Below are 21,270 nucleotides of genomic sequence, written 5' to 3'. Positions count from 1 at the left end.
GGGTTATTATTAAAAAACCATTGATAACTAACGTTTGTCGATAAATTATCGGATAAAATAATTGGCGAGCCTCCACAAATAATTGCTGGGGAATTATATGTTACAACTGGTGATGGCGGCAATGGATTAATAGTTACAGTAATTAAATTAGAAATGAATACCGAACCATTCAATGCTGTAACTTTTAAGGCGAAAACACCAGATGAAGTAGGGACATAACTTAAAGCATTTTGTCCAGATATATTCAAGTTATCTTTCAACCATTGATATTGATATATCCCTGAAGGAGAAACCGAACCTGTTAATTGAACTGTGCCGCCTGTACAGAATGTTACTGGACCATTAGCAGTTATTTCAACAACTTGAGCCAATGATGTAATGGCAAAACTTATTATTGCGATTATTGAAAAGATAATTTTTTTCATGATTTAGATATATTAGATTTTTTTTTAACTTACAACAACTATTACATAAGGAGTACCTGTTTGAGGAGTAGGATACTTTATTTTTAAAGTAGAACTAGTCAATGATAGTATTTCCCAATACCCTTTGTAAACATTATTTTTATATAGATTTATTAAATTATCAGTTTTTGTATATGTACCAATATCATTTGTTTCGGCACAACTAGAATTATATGAGACCTGTTTTAAACTCCCTTGACTTCCAAATTGACAATAGTCTTTAAGAGTTGGACAATCAAATTGATAATTAATTAATGGTGTAGAATCTGTAATTATAGTTCCTGGAGGAAAGCTTGCAACTTGAAAAAGCTCCCATTTTCCAACTAATGAACCAGAAGTTGAAGATGAAGAACCGTCTGAACTACCGCTACTGGAACATGCCTGTAACAATAGAAAAGTAAAACTCAATAAATAAAATATTTTTTTCATCATAAGTATTGATATAATTTACAAATTTAACACTATTTAGATTACTAATTTGATAAATGTGCAAATTATTTGTCAATCTAAATAATTAAAGATCAGTTTATAATACAAAAAAAGCCCTACATTTCTGTAAGGCTTTGATTTTACTAGTGGTCCCACCTGGGCTCGAACCAGGGACCACCTGATTATGAGTCAGGTGCTCTAACCAACTGAGCTATAGGACCGGTTAAGAGGTTGCAATATTACCACTATTTTTAATTTATTGCAAGTGTTTTTTGTTTTTTGGCTTACCCACAGAAAAATTCCACCTTTTATACTATTTCCTGGCACAACTCAATCAAAACGCCATTGGTAGTTTTTGGGTGTAAAAAAACAACCAGCTTATTGTCGGCGCCCTTTTTTGGAACTTCATTTAACAATACAAATCCTTCGTCTTGCATGCGTTTCATTTCACTGTGAATGTCTTGTACATCAAAAGCAATGTGGTGAATTCCCTCACCTTTTTTTTCTAAAAATTTGGCAATTGGGCTATCCGCGTTGGTGGCTTCAAGCAATTCGATTTTGTTTGGGCCATTCATGAAGAACGAGGTTTTTACGCCTTCGCTAGCAACTTCTTCTTGCTTGTAGGCTGGTGCGCCAAATAATTTTTCGAAAAGCAAATTGGAAGTTTCCAAGCTTTTTACAGCAATCCCGATATGTTCTATTTTTCTCATCTTTTAAGGTACAAAGTTCTAAGATTCTTAGGCGCTAAGGTATTAAAAATTACAAAATCTATTAAAAATAGCGAAGGTATTTCATCAACAAATCAAAACAATAACAAACTTTGGCACTTAACGACTTTGCGACTTTAAAAAAATCGTATTTTTGCCAAATGGAAACAAACAGACAGAAAAAAATAGGAAGTGTTTTACAAAATGATTTAGTAGACATTCTTCAAGGTGAAATAAGAAAAAACGGAATTACCAATTTGGTGATTTCAGTTTCTAAAGTGTCCGTAACCTCCGATCTTGGAGTTGCCCGAGTATATCTTAGTGTGTTCCCTCAAGATAGAGCACAAGAAATACTAGAAGCAGTAAAATCAAACATGCCATTAATCAAACACGATTTAGCGCAACGCGTAAAAATGCAGCTCCGAAAAGTGCCCAATCTTTCTTTCTACATCGACGACTCTCTTGATTATATTGAGAAAATAGACAACGCCCTTGCCGGAAAAGAAAACCCAATTACCAATAGAGAACTTTTAGAAAAACGAAAAAGATCGTAAGTGAATTTTCCGCTGTACATAGCCAAAAGGTACCTTTTTAGCAAAAGCAAAAATAATGCAATCAACATTATTACCCGAATTGCTTCGGGGGGGATTATCATTGGCGCTATGGCCTTGTTTGTTGTGCTTTCGGTTTTTAGTGGATTACGCGTTTTTAGTTTGTCGTTTTCCAACGATTTTGACCCCGATTTAAAGGTAATTCCAAAAACCGGAAAGTCATTTGTACTTACTCCAGATCAAGAACAAAAATTAAAAAAATGTGCAGGAGTAGCTTCTTACAGCAAGATAATAGAAGAGCGCGTGCTTTTTTCATTTGACGATAAACAACAAGTAGCCTACATTAAAGGGGTAGATTTTAATTATGTTAAAGTCAACAAAGTCTCCCAAAAATTATTTAACGGACAATGGCTTCGCCCAAACACCTACCAAGTGGTTATTGGCTATGGCATTTCTGAGAAACTTTCTCTTGGTTTATTCGACATGAATAATGTTTTGGAAGTGATGGCTCCCAAACCAGGGGAAGGCGATTTTTCATCTTTAAATCCCGAAGATTCTTTTAGCAAATTAGCCTTGGTTCCTGTTGGAATTTATGCCATAAGTGAAGAACTCGATTCCAAATATGTCTTTGCCGATTTGGGCTTGGCACAAGAATTATTACTGTACCGTCCAAATCAAATTTCGGGAATTGAAATAAGAACAAAACTCAATGCAAACGAAGCTGAAGTAATTGAAGCCGTAACTAAAATTTGCAACAATAAAGTAGCTGTAAAAACACGTGCCCAACTCAACGCAACGCTATACAAAATGCTCAATACCGAAAATATTGCGGTGTATCTTATTTTTACTTTGGTAATTATTATTGCGCTTTTCAACTTAATTGGCGCTTTAATTATGATGGTTTTGGATAAAAAAGCCAACCTAAAAACACTATTTAATTTGGGTGTGGAAGTAAAAGATTTGCGTAAAATATTCCTGTTGCAAGGAACGCTTTTAAGTGTTTTTGGCGGATTGATTGGTTTGATTTTAGGAATTATTATTGTGGTAATTCAACAACAATTCCAACTGATTATGATTACACCATCGTTAGCTTATCCGGTGGAATTTAGCTTTCAAAATGTAGGCATTGTATTTGCCACTATTGTTTCCCTTGGATTTATTGCAAGTTTAATTGCAAGTAGTCGAGTGACTAAAAAGTTATTGGATTAGTCTTCGACAAGCTCAGACTTACAAAACAGTTCACTATAATTAGTAAACAAGGTTAAGAATTGATAGTTACATTAAGCTTAATTGTCACATTGAGCCTTAATTGTCACATTCGGTCATGATCCTCACATTGAGTATTAATTGTCACATTGAGCCTGTCGAAATGTACAATTTAATGAAACTCCTCCTAAAAATTATATTGGTTTAATAGATAGGCAAATCAAAATAGATCTCCTGAATTTCATTCAGCGCTTGAAACAATTGCTCTGGATCTTCTAGGGTAACCAGTTTCAATCGGAATTCTTTAAAATTGGGAATTCCTTTGAAATAATTGGTATAGTGGCGACGCATTTCTACAATTCCGAGGCGTTCCCCTTTCCAGTCCATAGACCAAGTTAAGTGGTTACGGGCTGCTTCTACTCTATCGTTAATAGTTGGTTTTGCCAAATGTTCTCCTGTAGCAAAATAGTGCTTAATTTCATTAAAAATCCAAGGATAACCAATAGCTGCACGACCAATCATCATGCCGTCTAATCCGTATTTGTTTTTATATTCTAAAGCTTTTTCGGGAGAATCGATATCGCCATTACCAAAAATTGGCATGGTAATTCTAGGGTTATTTTTGATGCGTTGGATGTGACTCCAATCGGAATGCCCTTTATACATTTGGGCGCGCGTTCTTGCATGCACCGTTAAGGCTTGCACGCCAATATCTTGCAAACGCTCGGCAACCTCATCAATATTAATGGAATTTTCATCCCAACCCAATCGGGTTTTCACCGTTACCGGAAGATTGGTTCCTTTAATTACCGATTTAGTTAAACGAACCATCAAATCAACATCTTTCAAAACACCGGCACCGGCACCTTTACAAACTACTTTTTTTACGGGGCAACCAAAATTGATATCTACCAAGTCGGGCTGTACGGCATCTACAATTCGAGCAGATAGTTCCATGGCTTCTTCATCACCACCAAATATTTGGATTCCAACCGGGCGCTCGTAATCGAAAATATCTAATTTTTGTTTGCTTTTTACGGCATCACGAATCAAGCCTTCACTCGAAATAAATTCGGAATACATTAAATCGGCACCATGTAATTTACACAATCTACGAAATGGCGGATCGCTCACATCTTCCATTGGAGCGAGAAGCAAAGGGAAATCGGGTAAAATGATGTTGCCTATTTTGGGCATGGATATTGAATTTTTGGCAAAAGTACAAAATTTTGTGTGTTTCAAGTTTAAGGTTTCAAGTTTGAGTCATATAAATCAAATCTTTGCTTTATATTTGCAGATTAAATCCTTACTTATTAGGGTTTGCGTTAGGGATTGCAGCGGCATCCTTTTGTGCATCCCGATGGCAATCGGGAGGAACAAAAGATACAGCGGAAAGCCCGACGGCTTTTTGCCGGAACGCCCTGCTTTGACAACGCTAAGCATGACATAAATTGATAGTAAAAAGAATGAAAAACATAAGAAATTTTTGCATTATTGCACACATTGATCACGGAAAAAGTACGCTTGCCGACCGACTTCTTGGGGCAACCCAAACGGTTACGGCCCGTGAAGAAAAAGCGCAGTTGCTGGATAACATGGACTTGGAGCGCGAGCGTGGAATTACCATTAAGAGTCATGCCATTCAAATGGAGTACAAATACAAAGGTGAAGATTATATCTTGAACCTTATTGACACTCCGGGGCATGTGGATTTTTCGTATGAAGTTTCCCGATCTATTGCGGCTTGCGAAGGTGCGCTACTTATTGTGGATGCAGCTCAAAGTATTCAGGCGCAAACAATTTCTAACTTGTATTTGGCTTTAGAAAACGACTTGGAAATTATTCCGGTGTTGAATAAAGTGGATTTGCCAAGTGCGAATCCAGAGGAAGTAAGCGACGATATTATTGATTTATTGGGTTGCAAACTAGAAGAAATTATTCACGCATCGGGTAAAACCGGATTTGGCGTAGAAAATATATTGGCTGCTATTATTGAAAAAATTCCGCCGCCAAAAGGAAATAAAGAAGAACCTTTACAAGCCTTGATTTTTGATTCGCATTACAATCCGTTTCGTGGAATTGAAGTAATTTTTCGTGTGAAAAATGGCGAAATCCGTAAAGGGCAAAAAATTAAATTCATGGCAACTGGTAATGAATATTTTGCCGATGAAGTAGGAACTCTTAAATTAAACCAAGTGCCCAAAGATTGCATTTCTACTGGCGATGTGGGGTATTTAATTTCGGGGATTAAAGAAGCAAAAGAGGTGAAAGTGGGTGACACGATTACCGATGCGAAAACGCCAACCACGAATATGATTACGGGATTTGAGGATGTAAAACCAATGGTTTTTGCCGGAATTTATCCTGTGGACACCGAAGATTTTGAAGACTTGCGTTCGTCAATGGAGAAACTGCAATTAAATGATGCTTCGTTAGTATTTACGGCAGAGAGTTCGGCAGCATTAGGATTTGGTTTCCGTTGCGGATTCTTAGGAATGTTGCACATGGAGATCATTCAGGAACGCTTGGAACGTGAATTTGACATGACCGTTATTACTACGGTTCCTAACGTTTCATATTTGGCTTACACCAAAAAAGATCCGGATACTTCGTTTATAATAAATAACCCTTCCGACTTGCCAGAGCCATCGCGTTTGGACCGTGTGGAAGAACCATATATTAAAGCAACAATCATCACAAAGGCTGATTTTGTTGGGAATGTAATGAGTTTGTGTATTGAAAAACGCGGACTAATTACCAACCAAACGTATTTAACAACAGAAAGAGTAGAGTTGAATTTTGACATGCCTTTGGCCGAAATTGTATTTGATTTTTACGACCGATTGAAAACGGTTTCCAAAGGATATGCTTCGTTTGACTATTCACCAATTGGGATGCGTACTTCTAAACTAGTGAAACTGGATGTGCTTTTAAACGGACAAACTGTAGATGCCCTTTCGGCATTGATTCACGAGGATAATGCGTATCATATTGGTAAAAAAATGACCGAAAAATTACGCGAGTTAATTCCGAGACAGCAATTTGACATTCCGATTCAGGCTGCTATTGGAGCTAAAATCATTGCTCGTGAAACCATAAAAGCCCTTCGTAAAGATGTTACCGCCAAATGTTATGGCGGGGATATTTCTCGTAAAAGAAAACTTTTGGAGAAACAGAAAAAAGGGAAAAAGAGAATGCGTCAAGTTGGAAATGTAGAAATTCCTCAAGAAGCATTTATGGCGGTGTTGAAGTTGAACGACTAAGAGGTATTAAGATAAAAGTATTAAGAATTAAGACTAACCCAATGACGAAAGTTGTTGGGTTTTTTGGTTTATTGAAAGATAATTTCATTAAATTTGTTTTATGGATGCACTAAAATTAAATAGCGATGTAGATTTTAATCAGCTTTTGGAAGCTGTGAAGCAGCTTTCCCCAATGGAATTGCTTACATTAAATGATGCTATTTGGAATGAAGCAATTGAAATTCCGGCAGAACACCAAGCTTTAGTTTTAAATCGGGTTGCAAAATCAGAAAGAGATTCAAGTAGAATTTTAGATTGGGAAAAGGTTTCTAAAAACCTATAATCCTTTGATTTATCAAATAAAAATAGATATTGATGCCATTAATGATATTCAGGGAGCGCGCGATTGGTATGAACTACAATTAATAGGATTAGGACTACAATATAAAAATCAAGTCAAAAAACAAATCAATTCATTAAAGAAAAACCCTACTATATTTTCGATAAAATACGATGAAATTCATTGTAGAAAAATTGAAAAATTTCCATTTTTAATTCATTAAAAATTAATGAAGAAAAGAAAACAGTAACCATTTTTGCAGTTTTTCATACTTCTAGAACTCCTGAAATATGGAGCAGAAATACCAAATAGTTTAACCCAATGACGAAAGTTGTTGGGTTTTTTGTTTGAGAAACTTTCAAGAAAAGAGTGTTTTGCGGTAAACGAAATTCCTTTGTACCTTTGCCACATGATAGAAGAAAAAAATCCGCAACGCACTTCCCTATCCCAACTGGGAGAATTTGGTTTGATTGAACATTTAACCAAGAATTTTACCATTCAGCAACCTTCCACCCTAAAGGGAATTGGCGATGACGCTGCCGTTTTAGATTTCAAGAATAAAAAAATAGTGGTTTCTACCGATTTGCTAATTGAAGGGGTACATTTTGATTTGTCCTACATGCCGTTAAAGCATTTGGGTTACAAAGCTGTGGTGGTAAATGTATCGGATATATGCGCTATGAATGCCAAAGCGACTCAAATAACCGTTTCGGTTGCTGTTTCAAATCGTTTTCCTTTGGAAGCCTTAGAAGAGCTGTTTGAAGGAATTACGCATGCGGCTAAATTTTATAATGTAGATGTAATTGGTGGCGATACCACTTCGTCTCAAAAAGGTTTGATTCTTTCTATTACCGCTATTGGCGAAGCAAATCAAGAAGATATTACATACAGAAACGGTGCAAATGCAACCGATTTACTAGTTGTAACGGGTGATATTGGTTCGGCTTATATGGGATTGCAAGTTTTAGAAAGAGAAAAACAAGTGTTTCAGGTAAATCCTAACAACCAACCCGATTTAGATGCGTACACCTATTTAATTGAACGCCAATTAAAACCAGAAGCACGCCACGACATTAAAGGATTATTTGAAAAATTGGAATTAAAACCAACCTCCATGATTGATATTTCGGATGGGTTGTCATCTGAGATCATTCACCTTTGCAAACAAAGCGGTGTAGGTTGTAATTTATATGAAGAGAAAATTCCGGTAGACCCTCAGTTTATTAATGTGTGTGAGGAATTCAATATCGATTCTACCACAGTTGCTATAAATGGTGGTGAAGATTATGAATTGCTGTTCACCATTAAAATGGAAGATTATGATAAAATTAAAGCGAATCCAAACTTTACCGTAATCGGACACATGACGCAAGAAAGTGAAGGGATTCATTTAATTACTCGTGCCAATACTAAAATCCCATTAAAAGCCAGAGGTTGGGATGCTATAAGCGAATAAAAAAAATCCACTAAGAAATTAGTGGATTTTTTTATAAGTATTGATTTCAATTAGATCATTTTTTGCAACCAGTTTTTCATAGAAACTTCGTTTTCTATAATGGACTTTAAATCGGAAATCTTAACGCGATCTTGTTTCATGGTATCTCTATGTCGAATAGTTACCGTTTGGTCTTCTATCGTTTGATGATCTACAGTGATACAAAACGGAGTTCCAAGAGCATCTTGTCTTCTATAACGTCTTCCTACGGCATCTTTTTCATCATAAGTCACATTGAAATCCCATTTTAAATCGGCTATTATTTGCTGCGCAATTTCTGGTAGTCCATCTTTTTTAACCAATGGTAAAATCGCCGCTTTGGTTGGCGCTAAAACCGCTGGCAAACTCAATACGGTTCGTAATGATCCGTCTTCAAGCGTTTCTTCTTTTAAAGAAGTTGCAAATACAGCTAAAAACATTCTGTCTAATCCAACCGAAGTTTCTACTACATACGGCACATAGTTTTGATTCAATTCGGTGTCAAAATACTGTAATTTTCTTCCTGAAAATTGTTCGTGTGCTTTTAAATCGAAATCGGTTCTTGAGTGAATTCCTTCCAATTCTTTAAAACCAAATGGGAAGTTAAACTCAATATCGGCAGCAGCATTAGCATAATGCGCTAATTTTTCATGATCGTGAAAACGGTAATTTTCTTTTCCTAAACCAAGAGATAAATGCCATTTCAATCGGGTATCTTTCCAGTAGTCGTACCATTTCATTTCTTCGCCTGGTTTTACAAAGAATTGCATTTCCATTTGCTCAAATTCACGCATACGGAAAATAAATTGACGGGCTACAATTTCGTTTCTAAAGGCTTTCCCGGTTTGTGCAATTCCGAATGGAATTTTCATACGCCCGGATTTTTGCACATTTAAGAAATTCACAAAAATTCCTTGCGCCGTTTCTGGACGAAGGTATAAATCCATTGCAGTATCTGCAGAAGCACCAAGCTTGGTTCCAAACATCAGATTAAACTGACGCACTTCGGTCCAGTTTCTAGAACCTGTTTCAGGATCGGCAATTTCCAATTCTTCAATCAATGCTTTCACATCTTCCAAATCGCCATTACCTAAAGAACGGCCCATTCTTTCAAGAATTTCTCTTTCTTTAGCAAGATATTCTACCACGCGCGCATTGGTAGTGATGAATTCTTGTTCGTTAAAAGCATCGCCAAAGCGCACTTTTGCTTTTTCTATTTCTTTTTTGGCTTTCAGATTTAATTTTTCGGCATAATCCTCAATTAAAACATCGGCGCGGTATCTTTTTTTAGAATCTTTATTGTCAATTAATGGATCGTTAAAAGCATCCACATGCCCAGAAGCTTTCCACGTGGTAGGATGCATTAATATTGCCGCATCAAGACCAACAATGTTTTCGTGCATTTGCACCATTGCTTTCCACCAATATTCACGGATGTTTTTCTTTAACTCTACTCCATTTTGTGCATAATCATAGACTGCACTAAGTCCATCGTAAATTTCGCTTGACGGAAAAATAAATCCGTATTCTTTTGCATGCGAAACTACATTCTTAAATATATCTTCTTGTTTTGCCATAGTGGTGCAAAAATATAAAAAGTGCGTTTAAATTATATTGCTATTTGGATTTTTATTAAATTTAAGTAACAAATAGTTTAGCTGATGTTTGAAAAACTCCTTAATTTATTTTTTCCGAAAGCGTGTGCGGGCTGTAATTCTTTTTTGTTGGCCAATGAAAAAGTAATTTGCACCGTTTGTAGACATGAAATTCCGCTGACTAATCATTCTAAAATAGAAAACAACGAAGCGCATGTAAAATTTTATGGCAGAATTCCAATTGAGTTTGCCGGTGCTTTATTTTATTTCCACAAAAAAGGAATTGTTCAAGAATTAATTCACAAACTCAAGTACAAAGGACATCAAGAAATTGGCACTGCGGTTGGCTATTGGTATGCCGAAGAAATAAAAAGCATCAAAGAATTGCAGGATGTAGATTTTATAATTCCGGTGCCGTTACACAAAAAAAGGCTTAAAGAACGGGGATACAATCAGGTGGAAACCTTTGGTAAAGCTGTATCCGAAAGCACAAAAATACCATACAATGACAAGGTATTAATTAGAAATGTATATTCCAAAACTCAAACTAAAAAGAACATTTTAGGTCGAAGTGAAATGGCAAAAAGTATCTTTAGTATAACTGCGGATGAGTCGCATCACAACAAGCATTTTTTACTTATTGATGATGTGATTACCACCGGTTCAACACTAGAAGCTTGTGGCAGAGAATTGCTAAAAATTCCGGGGGCACGATTGAGTATTGTTTGCATGGCCATGACGCAATAATTATTTTTAGTTAATTATAAATCAAAAGATTTCGTTACCTCTAAATATAATTGTTATTTTGCGAATAAATTAAAAAGGAATGCAAAGCGTAAATTGTAAATATCTACTTTTATTACTAGCTATAACTACCATTGGTTGTGCTAAAAGAGGTATGATTACTGGTGGTAAAAAAGACACAATTGCTCCGGTGCTAAATAATAGTTTGCCAAAAAATGGTTCACTTAATTTTAATAGAAAAGAAATCAAATTAACTTTTAATGAATTTGTAAAGTTAAAAGATGTTTCGAAACAACTTATTGTTTCACCTCCGATGAAATCCCAACCGGAAATTTTACCAGCAACCGCAAGCAAAACACTATCCATAAGAATAAAAGATACTTTACAGCCAAATACAACCTACAGTTTTAATTTTGGAAATAGCATTCAAGACAATAACGAAAACAACCCCTACCAACAATTTAAATATGTTTTTTCTACCGGAAATTATATTGATTCGCTTACATTGGGTGTGACCACAAAAGATGCGATTGCAAGAAAAATAGATCACTTTGTGTCTATTTTATTATATGAAGTAAATGATAAATACACCGATTCTATTATTTACAAACAAGTGCCAAGGTATGTAACCAATACTTTAGACAGTTTAAAAATAGGAAAATTTGAAAATTTGAAAAAAGGGAAATACCGTCTAGTTGCTTTAAAAGATGCCAACTCAAATAATAAATTTGATCCTAAAACAGATAAAATAGGGTTCCAAAAAGATTTTATTACCATCCCAAATGACACCGTTTACGAGTTAGAATTATTTAAAGAAGAACTAGCGTTTAAATCAATCAATTTCTCCCAAGCTTCGGCGGCAAGATACACGATGGGCTATGAGGGAAATAGCAAAGAAGTGAAAATTTCAATAAAAAAAGGCACAGAAGAAATACCTTATATATTAACCAAATTACCAAAAAAAGATTCGCTTCAATTGTGGTTTAAAGCTCCAAAAGGGGATAGTATTAAGGTTGCAATTTCTAAAAACAATTATGCTAAATCGTATTCCTTAAAAGTTAAAGATCAGAAAAAAGACAGTTTGAGTTTTACATCAGCTGTTTCTGGAACACTACAATTTAGAGAAGATTTTGCAATAATTTCCAATAGCCCAATAAGCAAATGGGATGTTACCAAAATGAAATTGATAAAGAAAGATTCTTCAGAAGTAAAATTCACAACCGAATATGATTCCTATAATCAAAAACTAAAATTTTTATTTTCAAAAGAACCATTAGAAAAATACAATTTGAGATTACTCCCAGGTGCATTGCATAATTATTACGAAGTTCAAAATGACTCGCTCTCTTATAAATTTTCTACAAATGACATTTCTGATTATGGAAATCTAAAGGTAACTCTCGAAAATGTAAAACGATTTCCGGTAATTGTGCAACTACTCGACGAAAAAGAAGCAGTAATAGCAAGTGAATATTCGGATAAAAATACCGTTCTAAACTTTGATTTATTGGAGCCAAGAAAATATACTATGCGACTAATATATGATGACAATAAGGATAAAGAATGGACGCCTGGAAATTTCTTAGCACTTCGTCAAAGCGAAGAAGTTATTTATTTTCCTAAAGAATTGGATGTTCGTGCCAATTGGGATGTAGAACAGCCATTTGATTTAAGTAAATAGTATTCGCTATTATTTAATAGTTATTTCATCGATAAAAATAAAAGCGTCACCACCAAAACCTTGATGCCATTCGGGTAATTTTCCAAAATTATAAGCTTTCACTTTAATGTATTTTGCCTTAATTTCTGTAGCTGAATTGTATTCAAAATTTTGAATTTTATTCACTTCGTATTTTGGACTGATTTCATTTTTCACACTTCCTACAAGGGTAAAATTTACATTATCATTCGAAACATAATATTCTACTGTTGTTGGAAATAGTATCCATGAGCGGGAATCTTGTAAACAATTTGCAGAAAAAGAATGTACCATTTGTTCTTTTTGTAAATCAATTACAGCTTCAAAATCCTGACTTTGATAGCCTTGCCAATCGCCTTTCCGCCAGTTTTCTGTTCCGTTAATTCCATCTAACAAACCTTCTGGGCCTCCTGCATGGTATTGCGGATTGTATTTGGATTGAATAGCAATGGTGTAATTGTTTGGTTTTTTAAAGAATTGTCCTTTAATACAATCTGATTTTCTTGCTCCCTCTATACAATAAGAATAAATTTCGGTTGAATTTGATATTTCAATTGGTTCAATATATTTTTCAAATTTTATATTATCAAACGAATGATAAATTTCTGCATAAGCATAAGGATGTTGTAAAGTAATCTTCATTTTGTCTTTAAACGATTTACCGTCTGCTTGAATTACGGGAACAGGAATAATTTCATTATAAGAAAAACCAACTGCAATGTCTATATAATTACTATTTATTCCAAAATTTTCCATAGTTCTAACAGGCATTTTTTGGAAAATTTCTTTGGTAGTTTTGTCTTCAAAATTGACTTTAATATCACTAAAATAGGGGCTAGATAGACTCCAATTAGGCAATCCTGGAGTCACTGCATAAATACCCATTGCACTCAAAACATACCAAGCACTCATTTGTCCGCAGTCTTCGTTTCCTATCAATCCGTCTGGTGCATTTTTGTAAAAATTATCTAAAATATAATGTACTTTTTCAGTGGTTTTTTCTGGTTTATCTACATAATTATACAAATAGGCCATATGGTGGCTTGGCTCATTTCCGTGGGCATATTGCCCTATTAAACCCGTAACATCGGCTTGTTCGCGACCAGTAGTTTTACTTTCACTGTTGAACATTTCATCTAGTTTAGCTTCAAATTTTTCATCTCCTCCATAGGCAGCAATCATTCCATCTATATCTTGTGGCACAAAAAACGAATACTGCCACGAATTGCCTTCGGTAAAATTATTATTGATTTCTTTAGGATCAAAAGGTTTGTCCCAACCTCCATTTTTCTTTGGGTGCATAAAAGGGGTATTCCAATCGAAGACATTCTTCCAATTTTGGGAACGCTTCATAAAATAATTGTAGTCTTCTTTTTTGTTTAAAATTTCTGCCATTTGTGCAATACACCAATCGTCATAAGCATATTCTAATGTTTTTGAAACACTTTCATGTTCGTCATCCATCGAAATAAAACCTTGCCTTTTATAAGCTTCCAATCCCAAATGATCTAACATCGCGCTGTGCTTGGCTGCTTCAAATGCTTTTTCATAGTCAAAACCTGTTATTCCTTTGGCCATAGCATCGGCCATAACCGAAACCGAATGGTAGCCAATCATACAATCTGTTTCATTGGAAGCCAACTCCCAAACTGGCAATCTCCCGCCTTGTTCGTATTGCTTTAAAAAAGTATTAATAAAATCGGCAGTTCGTTTCTTTTCGATTAAAGTATACAATGGATGTGCTGCGCGAAAGGTGTCCCAAAGTGAGAAAACCGAATAATAATCAAATCCTTCAGCTTTGTGGATTTGGTTGTCGCGACCACGGTATTTGCCGTCTATATCTTGAGCGATATTGGGTTGCACCATTGTATGGTATAAAGCGGTGTAGAAAATAGTTTCTTTATTTTTATCAACTTCTGTAATTTGAATTTTAGAAAGTTGGTTTTCCCAAAGTTTCTCAGCTTCTTTCTTTACACGTTCAAAATTCCAATCCATAATTTCAGAACTGTTTAATTTTGCACCATCATAACTTGTTGGCGAAAGCGAAACTTTCACAAGTATTTTTTCGCCTTTTTTTACTTTTTTAGAAAAACTAATTGCTGTTTGAGTTCCACCTATATATTCGTTTTCGGGAGAATGCATGTAATCGCCGTTACTTCGAATATCGGTAACATTCATGGGCACGCTAAACTCTATGCGGGCAAATACAATTTGGTTTTTTGCCCAGGCTTCGCTTTCCCGCCTCACCTCAATAGTTTTACTATTTATCACATGCACTTCCCCTCCCAGCAATAAATCGCGGTGATTTAAATCGAGAATAATGTTGGCTTGCCCTGCATTATTAAAAGTGTATTCATGAAATCCAACTCGTGTAGACGCTGTTAATCGAACATCGATATTGTGATTATCTAATTTAACAGAATAAAATCCTGCAGTTGCCTTTTCATTTTTATGAGAAAATTTGGAAGAATATACTTTATTATCCAGCGTTGGTTTTCCCATCGTGGGCATCAGCATAATATCTCCAAAATCAGAGCATCCTGTTCCGTTTAAATGGGTATGTGAAAAACCATAAATTGTAGAGTCGTCATAATGATAACCAGAACAACCATCCCAACTTCCATCAATTCTAGTGTCGGGAGAAAGTTGTACCATCCCGAATGGCAATGTTGCACCAGGATAAGTATGCCCATGACCGCCGGTTCCTATCATTGGGTTAACCAATTGATGAAGCTGTTGACTAAAAGAATTTATAGTAATTATTAAAACGAGAAGAGAAAATATTTTTTTCATAGAACTATTTTAATCCAAAGATAAAAAAAACGCATCCAACTTAATGAATGCGTTTTAGTATAATTAAAAGATAAAAATTATTTTAAACTTGCCGATAAATATTCTCTATTCATACGAGCAATATTTTCTAATGAAATTCCTTTTGGACACTCAATTTCGCATGCGCCTGTATTGGTACAGTTTCCAAATCCTTCTTCGTCCATTTGACGCACCATATTTAAAACACGATTGGTAGCTTCAACCTTACCTTGTGGCAATAACGCATATTGAGATACTTTTGCTCCAACGAATAACATTGCCGAACCATTTTTACAAGTTGCAACACACGCTCCACAACCAATACAAGCTGCAGCTTCGAAGGCTTTGTCGGCATCATTTTTTGGAATTGGAGTAGCATTAGCATCAATTGTATTTCCAGAAGTATTAACCGATACAAATCCTCCTGCTTGTTGGATTCTATCAAAAGCACTTCTATCAACAACTAAGTCTTTAATTACAGGAAATGCTTTACTTCTCCATGGTTCTACAAATATTGTATCACCATCTTTAAACATTCTCATGTGCAACTGGCACGTAGTGATTCCGGTATCTGGACCGTGAGCACGACCATTAATGTATAAAGAACACATTCCGCAGATTCCTTCACGACAGTCGTGATCAAACGCAATAGGTTCGATTTTATCGTTTATTAATTGTTCGTTCAATTGGTCCAACATTTCCAAAAACGAACTTGCTGTAGAAACGTTATCTAATTTATAAGTCTCTAAATTTCCTTTTGCTTTGGTGTCTTTTTGACGCCAAATTTTAAGGGTAATATTAATGTTTTTTGCTGAAGACATAATTCTATTATTTGTAATTTCTAGCTGCAATTTTGATAAACTCGTATTTCAATTCTTCTTTGTGAAGTACTTCTTGACTGATGTCATTTCCTTTATATTCCCATGCTCCTACAAAAGAGAAGTTTTTATCATCACGAAGTGTTTCCCCTTCAGAATCTTGGTATTCTTCACGGAAGTGACCTCCACAAGATTCATTTCTTTGTAATGCATCCATTGCCATTAATTGTCCTAAATCAATAAAATCAGCTACACGAAGTGCTTTTTCTAGTTGAGGGTTAAATTCATTAGCGCTTCCTGGAACATTTACTTCTTTGTAGAACTCTTCTTTAAGAGCAGTAATTTCTGCAATAGCTTCTTTTAAGCCTGCTTCATTTCTCCCCATCCCTACTTTATTCCACATAATTAATCCCAAACGCTTGTGAAAATGATCCACTGATTTAGAACCTTTATTATTTAAAAACTTATCAATTGAGTCTTTAACTCTATTTTCTGCATCGATAAATTCTTGAGTTTCTGTAGAAATTTTTCCAGTTCGGATTTCATCTGCCAAATAATTAGAAACCGTATAAGGCAATACAAAATAACCATCTGCCAAGCCTTGCATTAATGCAGAAGCTCCTAGACGATTTGCTCCGTGATCAGAGAAGTTTGCTTCCCCAGCAACGAAACATCCAGGAATAGTTGATTGTAAATTATAATCTACCCAAACACCTCCCATGGTATAGTGTACTGCTGGGTAAATTTTCATTGGCGTTTCGTATGGATTTTCATCTGTAATTTTCTGATACATAGTAAACAAGTTACCGTACTTTTCTTTAAGCCATTGTTTACCCAATGCGGTAATTTCATCTGCTGAAGGGTTGTGATTACCATTAGCATAAGCCGCCTGTTTCCCTTTATTTTGAATCTCTGTAGAGAAATCTAAATAAACTCCTTCGTTGGTATCATTAGACTCTATCCCATGACCTGCATCACATACTTCTTTAGCTGCTCTAGAAGAAATATCTCTCGGAGCTAAATTTCCAAAGGATGGATATTTTCTTTCTAAGTAGTAATCTCTATCTTCTTCGGCTATTTGAGTTGGCTTTAATTTACCTGCACGAATAGCTTCAGCATCTTCTTTTTTCTTTGGCACCCAAATACGTCCTGAATTACGCAATGACTCCGACATTAATGTCAGTTTTGCTTGATTCGTTCCGTGCACCGGAATACATGTTGGGTGAATTTGAACAAAGCATGGATTAGCAAATAAAGCCCCTTGCTTATGAACTTTCCAACCTGCAGAAACATTACTTCCCATAGCATTTGTAGAAAGGAAATAAACATTTCCATATCCTCCCGAAGCAATTACAACCGCATGAGCTGAATGTCTTTCTAACTCACCTGTAATTAAATTACGGGCAATAATTCCACGAGCTTTACCATCAACTTTTACTAAATCTAGCATTTCGTGACGGTTGAACATTTTAACACGTCCTAAACCAATTTGTCTTGATAATGCAGAATAAGCCCCTAATAATAATTGTTGCCCTGTTTGACCAGCAGCATAAAAAGTTCTTTGAACTTGGGTTCCTCCAAAGGAACGGTTGTCAAGCAATCCGCCATAATCTCTAGCAAATGGAACTCCTTGAGCCACACATTGGTCGATGATGTTTCCAGAAACTTCAGCTAAACGATGCACGTTAGCTTCACGAGCTCTATAATCTCCCCCTTTAATGGTGTCATAGAATAACCGGAAGATACTATCTCCGTCATTTTGATAATTTTTTGCTGCATTGATTCCCCCTTGAGCTGCAATTGAGTGCGCACGACGTGGCGAATCTTGAAAACAAAATGCTTTTACATTATAACCCATTTCTCCAAAAGAAGCTGCTGCAGAAGCTCCGGCCAATCCTGTTCCAACTACAATAATATCTATTTTTGGTCTATTATTTGGAGCAACTAATTTTAAGTGGTCTTTATAATCGGTCCATTTCTGAGAAATGTGTCCTTCTGGTATTTTAGAATCTAACTTCATTAGTATGAAATATTAATTATTGAAAAAATGGTGGAATAAAGCAATGAAAATAAATCCGAAAGGAATAATTATTGCAAAAGCATATCCAAATTTTTGAACTCCTTTAGAAAATTTATTATTGAACCCTACCGATTGAAAAGCAGAACTGAATCCATGCCATAAGTGTAATGAAAGCAATAAAAAAGAAATGCTGTATAATCCTGTACGGATTGGGGATTCAAATTTAGCAACCAACTCAGAATAATATCTTGATTCTTCGATTGCGTTTACTTCTACGTATTTGTATACGATTTCGTGTACCCAAAAATCATACATATGTAATCCTAAAAATGCTAAAACTACAAGTCCAGAAACTATCATATTTCTAGATGCCCAAGAAGCATTTGCTGCTCCATTGTATTTAGCATAAGCTACTGGCCTTGCTTTATTATTTTGTGCTTCTAATATGATTCCCATTACAAAATGGAAGCCAACTCCAGCTACTAGAATGGGCTGCATCACAAATTGTATTAAAGGATTGTATCCCATAAAATGAGAACAAGCATTAAAAACTTCTTCGCTAAAAACAGAAGTAAGGTTTATAAAAAAATGAAGTGCTAAAAAGGTAATCAAAAAGAGTCCCGAAAGAGCCATTGCAACTTTCCTTGCAATGGAAGAACTCAAAAAAGTAGATTTTGCCATGGTTGTTTTAATTAATATATAAAAATCAAACAAAAATACTGCAATTTCATATATACTACAACCTTTTCGCAATAATTTATAATTAGTTTAAAGTGGGTTTAACACTTGTTGAATGTCAAACTATAATATGTTAAAAATCAACAATTTTAGTTAAACAAAATATTTTAAAAAAGAAACGATTCTTTATTCCCATACTAAAATTGAAAATACATTTATATATTTATTAAAAATATAACCGGATATAACCGCTATTAGTTATAATCTTTCTATTTTTGAAGATAATTTAGAATTGCATAATATTATTTCTATGAAATACCATCAAATAGACCGTAATCTGTTTATCAAAAACAGAGCTAAATTTACTTCACAAATGAAGCCAAATAGCGTTGCAGTTTTTAACTCCAATGATATTTATCCCGTTTCTGCAGATAGTACTTTGCCTTTTGCCCAACACCGAGACATCTTTTATTTATCAGGTGTTGATCAAGAAGAAAGCATTTTATTGCTTTTTCCAGATGCACCTTATGAAAACTTGAAAGAAATTCTTTTCTTAAAAGAAACCAATGAACATATTGCAGTTTGGGAAGGTGAAAAACTAACTAAAGAAAGAGCTTTTGAAGTATCGGGGGTAAAAACCGTAATTTGGTTACAAGATTTTCATAAAACTTTAAAGGAAATCATGAGTTATTCGGATACTATTTATATCAATACGAATGAGCATTATCGAGCTACTATTGAAACCGAAACTCGCGAAGCACGTTTTATTAAATGGTGGAAAGAAAACTATCCAGCACACAAAGTAGAAAAATCGAATCCAATTTTACAACGCATTCGCTCAGTTAAAGAAAGTCAAGAACTCGATTTAATTCAGCAAGCTTGTGCTATTACAGAAAAAGGCTTTCGCCGAATTTTGAATTTTGTTAAGCCAAATGTAATGGAGTATGAAATTGAAGCCGAATTTGCTCACGAATTTTTAAGAAACAGATCAAAAGGATTTGCTTATACCCCAATTATTGCATCGGGTGCCAATGCAAATGTATTGCATTACATTGAAAACAACCAGCAATGTAAGGCCGGCGATTTATTGTTATTAGATGTAGGTGCCGAATATGCTAATTATTCAAGTGATATGACGCGTGTAATTCCTGTTTCTGGTCGTTTTACTGACAGGCAAAAACAAGTTTACAATGCGGTTTTACGAGTTAAAAATGAAGCTGCAAAAATGTTGGTTCCAGGAACGTTATGGAAACAATACCATGTAGAAGTTGGTAAATTCATGACCTCTGAACTTTTAGGACTAGGATTAATTGACAAAGCCGATGTTCAGAATGAAAATCCGGATTGGCCTGCTTATAAAAAATATTTCATGCATGGCACTTCGCATCACATGGGATTGGACACTCATGATTATGGGTTGTTGCACGAGCCAATGCAAGCCAACATGGTATTTACTGTAGAGCCAGGAATCTATATTCCAGCCGAAGGATTCGGAATTCGAATTGAAGATGACATGGTAATTCAAGCCAAAGGGGAAGCATTCAACTTAATGCGAAATATCCCAATTGAAGTGGAAGAAATTGAAAGTTTGATGAACTCATAATGTTCAAAAATTTAAATATAAAGGCTTACGAAAGTGAGCCTTTTTTTATGCTTAAAGTTGACTTGAATTTGCAGTTAAAAAATCTATTTTTGCAACTATGAAAATGCAGCATTACAAAAACACAAAAATTTCCTACACCGATCAAGGCAAAGGCATGGCGGTAGTGTTGCTGCATGGTTTTTTAGAAAACCAATCGATGTGGGATGAATTGGTGCCAGAACTTTCAAAAAAATACCGCATTATTACCATAGATTTATTGGGCCACGGCCAAACCGAATGCATGGGCTATGTGCATTCAATGGAGGATCAAGCCGATATTGTTCATGCTGTTTTACATGAGTTAAAAATTCGTAAGACCGTTTTTGTTGGGCACTCCATGGGCGGTTATGTTGCATTGGCTTTCGCCGAATTATACCCAGATTTCATGAAAGGGTTGGTGCTTTTAAACTCCACTTCACGAGCCGATAGCCCTGATCGTAAAAAAAATAGAGACCGCGCTATTGTTGCAGTGAAACAAAATTATTCTGCATTTGTGCGAATGAGTATTGCCAATTTATTTAGTGAAAACAACAGATATTTACTTGCAGATGCTATCGAAAAAGTAAAATTGGAAGCGCTAAAAACTCCATTACAAGGAGTAGTTGCAGCATTAGAAGGAATGAAAATCCGAAAAGATCGAAAGGTTATTTTGCATTTGGCCAACTATCCAATTCAACTGATTCTTGGCGAAAAAGATGAAGTGTTAATTTATAAGGATAATTTGACCCAAATAGAAGGCACATCGGTACTGCTCACAACTTTTCCTGACGGACACATGAGTCACATGGAAAACAAATCAGAATTGGAAATAGAACTTCTTCGCTTTTTAAAATCAATTTAAAAATTGATT

Annotated in this window: 19 protein-coding genes and 1 tRNA gene; 10 read left to right on the top strand and 10 right to left on the bottom strand. The window is 35.2% G+C overall.

What is annotated here, in order from left to right:
* The 4 genes from ABWO08_RS02790 to mce form a co-directional block, all read right to left on the bottom strand.
* A partial coding sequence (locus ABWO08_RS02790) for a hypothetical protein (RefSeq protein ID WP_353083528.1) occupies positions 1-425 on the bottom strand: 425 nt, incomplete at its 3' end.
* Positions 426-449: 24 nt separating this feature from the next.
* Entirely contained in the window at positions 450-896 is a 447-nt protein-coding gene (locus ABWO08_RS02785) for a lipocalin family protein (RefSeq protein ID WP_353083527.1), read from the bottom strand.
* 144 nt (positions 897-1,040) lie between these two features.
* Positions 1,041-1,114 (bottom strand) — tRNA-Ile (locus ABWO08_RS02780).
* 87 nt (positions 1,115-1,201) lie between these two features.
* Positions 1,202-1,603, bottom strand: coding sequence for a methylmalonyl-CoA epimerase (gene mce, locus ABWO08_RS02775; RefSeq protein WP_353083526.1), 402 nt, complete (start codon positions 1,601-1,603; stop codon positions 1,202-1,204).
* A 158-nt stretch (positions 1,604-1,761) separates the two neighbouring features.
* Here mce and rbfA point away from each other — a divergent pair, with 158 nt between their 5' ends.
* Positions 1,762-2,154: a 30S ribosome-binding factor RbfA gene (gene rbfA / locus ABWO08_RS02770; RefSeq protein WP_353083525.1), complete on the top strand. Its 393-nt coding sequence runs from the start codon at positions 1,762-1,764 to the stop codon at positions 2,152-2,154.
* A complete protein-coding gene (locus ABWO08_RS02765; RefSeq protein ID WP_353083524.1) occupies positions 2,155-3,360 on the top strand; it encodes an ABC transporter permease in 1,206 nt (401 codons plus the stop codon).
* A 201-nt stretch (positions 3,361-3,561) separates the two neighbouring features.
* Here ABWO08_RS02765 and dusB read toward each other — a convergent pair whose 3' ends face one another.
* A complete protein-coding gene (gene dusB / locus ABWO08_RS02760) occupies positions 3,562-4,554 on the bottom strand; it encodes a tRNA dihydrouridine synthase DusB (RefSeq protein ID WP_353083523.1) in 993 nt (330 codons plus the stop codon).
* Positions 4,555-4,823: 269 nt separating this feature from the next.
* Between dusB and lepA the strand changes: the two genes are divergently transcribed.
* From lepA to thiL, 4 genes are all read left to right on the top strand, one after another.
* Positions 4,824-6,620 carry a translation elongation factor 4 gene (gene lepA / locus ABWO08_RS02755; RefSeq protein WP_353083522.1) on the top strand — a complete coding sequence of 599 codons (1,797 nt, stop codon included), beginning with the start codon at positions 4,824-4,826 and terminating at the stop codon, positions 6,618-6,620.
* 100 nt (positions 6,621-6,720) lie between these two features.
* Complete coding sequence (locus ABWO08_RS02750) at positions 6,721-6,942, top strand: hypothetical protein (protein ID WP_353083521.1); 222 nt, start codon at positions 6,721-6,723, stop codon at positions 6,940-6,942.
* A 4-nt stretch (positions 6,943-6,946) separates the two neighbouring features.
* On the top strand, positions 6,947-7,162 hold the full coding sequence (locus ABWO08_RS02745; protein ID WP_353083520.1) for a hypothetical protein: 216 nt from the start codon (positions 6,947-6,949) through the stop codon (positions 7,160-7,162).
* A 186-nt stretch (positions 7,163-7,348) separates the two neighbouring features.
* Positions 7,349-8,395 carry a thiamine-phosphate kinase gene (thiL, locus tag ABWO08_RS02740; protein ID WP_353083519.1) on the top strand — a complete coding sequence of 349 codons (1,047 nt, stop codon included), beginning with the start codon at positions 7,349-7,351 and terminating at the stop codon, positions 8,393-8,395.
* 50 nt (positions 8,396-8,445) lie between these two features.
* Here thiL and ABWO08_RS02735 read toward each other — a convergent pair whose 3' ends face one another.
* Entirely contained in the window at positions 8,446-9,990 is a 1,545-nt protein-coding gene (locus ABWO08_RS02735; protein ID WP_353083518.1) for a glycine--tRNA ligase, read from the bottom strand.
* An 84-nt stretch (positions 9,991-10,074) separates the two neighbouring features.
* Here ABWO08_RS02735 and ABWO08_RS02730 point away from each other — a divergent pair, with 84 nt between their 5' ends.
* Together ABWO08_RS02730 and ABWO08_RS02725 are read left to right on the top strand one after the other, a co-directional pair.
* The gene (locus tag ABWO08_RS02730; protein WP_353083517.1) at positions 10,075-10,755 is read left to right on the top strand and encodes a ComF family protein; all 681 of its coding nucleotides are present in this window, start codon (positions 10,075-10,077) and stop codon (positions 10,753-10,755) included.
* 79 nt (positions 10,756-10,834) lie between these two features.
* A complete protein-coding gene (locus ABWO08_RS02725) occupies positions 10,835-12,433 on the top strand; it encodes an Ig-like domain-containing domain (protein WP_353083516.1) in 1,599 nt (532 codons plus the stop codon).
* Positions 12,434-12,442: 9 nt separating this feature from the next.
* Here the strand turns inward: ABWO08_RS02725 and ABWO08_RS02720 are convergent, their stop codons facing one another.
* From ABWO08_RS02720 to ABWO08_RS02705, 4 genes are all read right to left on the bottom strand, one after another.
* The gene (locus ABWO08_RS02720; RefSeq protein ID WP_353083515.1) at positions 12,443-15,244 is read right to left on the bottom strand and encodes a GH92 family glycosyl hydrolase; all 2,802 of its coding nucleotides are present in this window, start codon (positions 15,242-15,244) and stop codon (positions 12,443-12,445) included.
* Positions 15,245-15,321: 77 nt separating this feature from the next.
* Positions 15,322-16,083 carry a succinate dehydrogenase/fumarate reductase iron-sulfur subunit gene (locus ABWO08_RS02715; RefSeq protein ID WP_353083514.1) on the bottom strand — a complete coding sequence of 254 codons (762 nt, stop codon included), beginning with the start codon at positions 16,081-16,083 and terminating at the stop codon, positions 15,322-15,324.
* A 7-nt stretch (positions 16,084-16,090) separates the two neighbouring features.
* Positions 16,091-18,100, bottom strand: coding sequence for a fumarate reductase/succinate dehydrogenase flavoprotein subunit (locus ABWO08_RS02710; protein WP_353083513.1), 2,010 nt, complete (start codon positions 18,098-18,100; stop codon positions 16,091-16,093).
* Between the two features lie 12 nt (positions 18,101-18,112).
* Complete coding sequence (locus tag ABWO08_RS02705; RefSeq protein WP_353083512.1) at positions 18,113-18,781, bottom strand: succinate dehydrogenase cytochrome b subunit; 669 nt, start codon at positions 18,779-18,781, stop codon at positions 18,113-18,115.
* A 307-nt stretch (positions 18,782-19,088) separates the two neighbouring features.
* On the opposite strand from ABWO08_RS02705, the gene ABWO08_RS02700 reads away from it, so the two are divergent.
* The gene (locus ABWO08_RS02700; RefSeq protein ID WP_353083511.1) at positions 19,089-20,381 is read left to right on the top strand and encodes an aminopeptidase P family protein; all 1,293 of its coding nucleotides are present in this window, start codon (positions 19,089-19,091) and stop codon (positions 20,379-20,381) included.
* A 97-nt stretch (positions 20,382-20,478) separates the two neighbouring features.
* A complete protein-coding gene (locus ABWO08_RS02695; protein WP_353083510.1) occupies positions 20,479-21,261 on the top strand; it encodes an alpha/beta fold hydrolase in 783 nt (260 codons plus the stop codon).
* Positions 21,262-21,270: the final 9 nt, after the last annotated feature.

Origin of the sequence: Flavobacterium sp., from assembly GCF_040383245.1 — a bacterium.
In the GTDB taxonomy this organism is placed as follows: domain Bacteria; phylum Bacteroidota; class Bacteroidia; order Flavobacteriales; family Flavobacteriaceae; genus Flavobacterium.
This window is presented reverse-complemented; position numbering and strand designations above follow the sequence as displayed.

Coding starts and splice junctions, on each gene's coding strand:
- ABWO08_RS02785 (WP_353083527.1), bottom strand. CDS start 896: ATGATGAAAAAAATATTTTATTTATTGAGTTTTACTTTTCTATTGTTA.
- mce (WP_353083526.1), bottom strand. CDS start 1,603: ATGAGAAAAATAGAACATATCGGGATTGCTGTAAAAAGCTTGGAAACT.
- rbfA (WP_353083525.1), top strand. CDS start 1,762: ATGGAAACAAACAGACAGAAAAAAATAGGAAGTGTTTTACAAAATGAT.
- dusB (WP_353083523.1), bottom strand. CDS start 4,554: ATGCCCAAAATAGGCAACATCATTTTACCCGATTTCCCTTTGCTTCTC.
- lepA (WP_353083522.1), top strand. CDS start 4,824: ATGAAAAACATAAGAAATTTTTGCATTATTGCACACATTGATCACGGA.
- ABWO08_RS02750 (WP_353083521.1), top strand. CDS start 6,721: ATGGATGCACTAAAATTAAATAGCGATGTAGATTTTAATCAGCTTTTG.
- thiL (WP_353083519.1), top strand. CDS start 7,349: ATGATAGAAGAAAAAAATCCGCAACGCACTTCCCTATCCCAACTGGGA.
- ABWO08_RS02735 (WP_353083518.1), bottom strand. CDS start 9,990: ATGGCAAAACAAGAAGATATATTTAAGAATGTAGTTTCGCATGCAAAA.
- ABWO08_RS02730 (WP_353083517.1), top strand. CDS start 10,075: ATGTTTGAAAAACTCCTTAATTTATTTTTTCCGAAAGCGTGTGCGGGC.
- ABWO08_RS02725 (WP_353083516.1), top strand. CDS start 10,835: ATGCAAAGCGTAAATTGTAAATATCTACTTTTATTACTAGCTATAACT.
- ABWO08_RS02720 (WP_353083515.1), bottom strand. CDS start 15,244: ATGAAAAAAATATTTTCTCTTCTCGTTTTAATAATTACTATAAATTCT.
- ABWO08_RS02715 (WP_353083514.1), bottom strand. CDS start 16,083: ATGTCTTCAGCAAAAAACATTAATATTACCCTTAAAATTTGGCGTCAA.
- ABWO08_RS02710 (WP_353083513.1), bottom strand. CDS start 18,100: ATGAAGTTAGATTCTAAAATACCAGAAGGACACATTTCTCAGAAATGG.
- ABWO08_RS02705 (WP_353083512.1), bottom strand. CDS start 18,781: ATGGCAAAATCTACTTTTTTGAGTTCTTCCATTGCAAGGAAAGTTGCA.
- ABWO08_RS02700 (WP_353083511.1), top strand. CDS start 19,089: ATGAAATACCATCAAATAGACCGTAATCTGTTTATCAAAAACAGAGCT.
- ABWO08_RS02695 (WP_353083510.1), top strand. CDS start 20,479: ATGAAAATGCAGCATTACAAAAACACAAAAATTTCCTACACCGATCAA.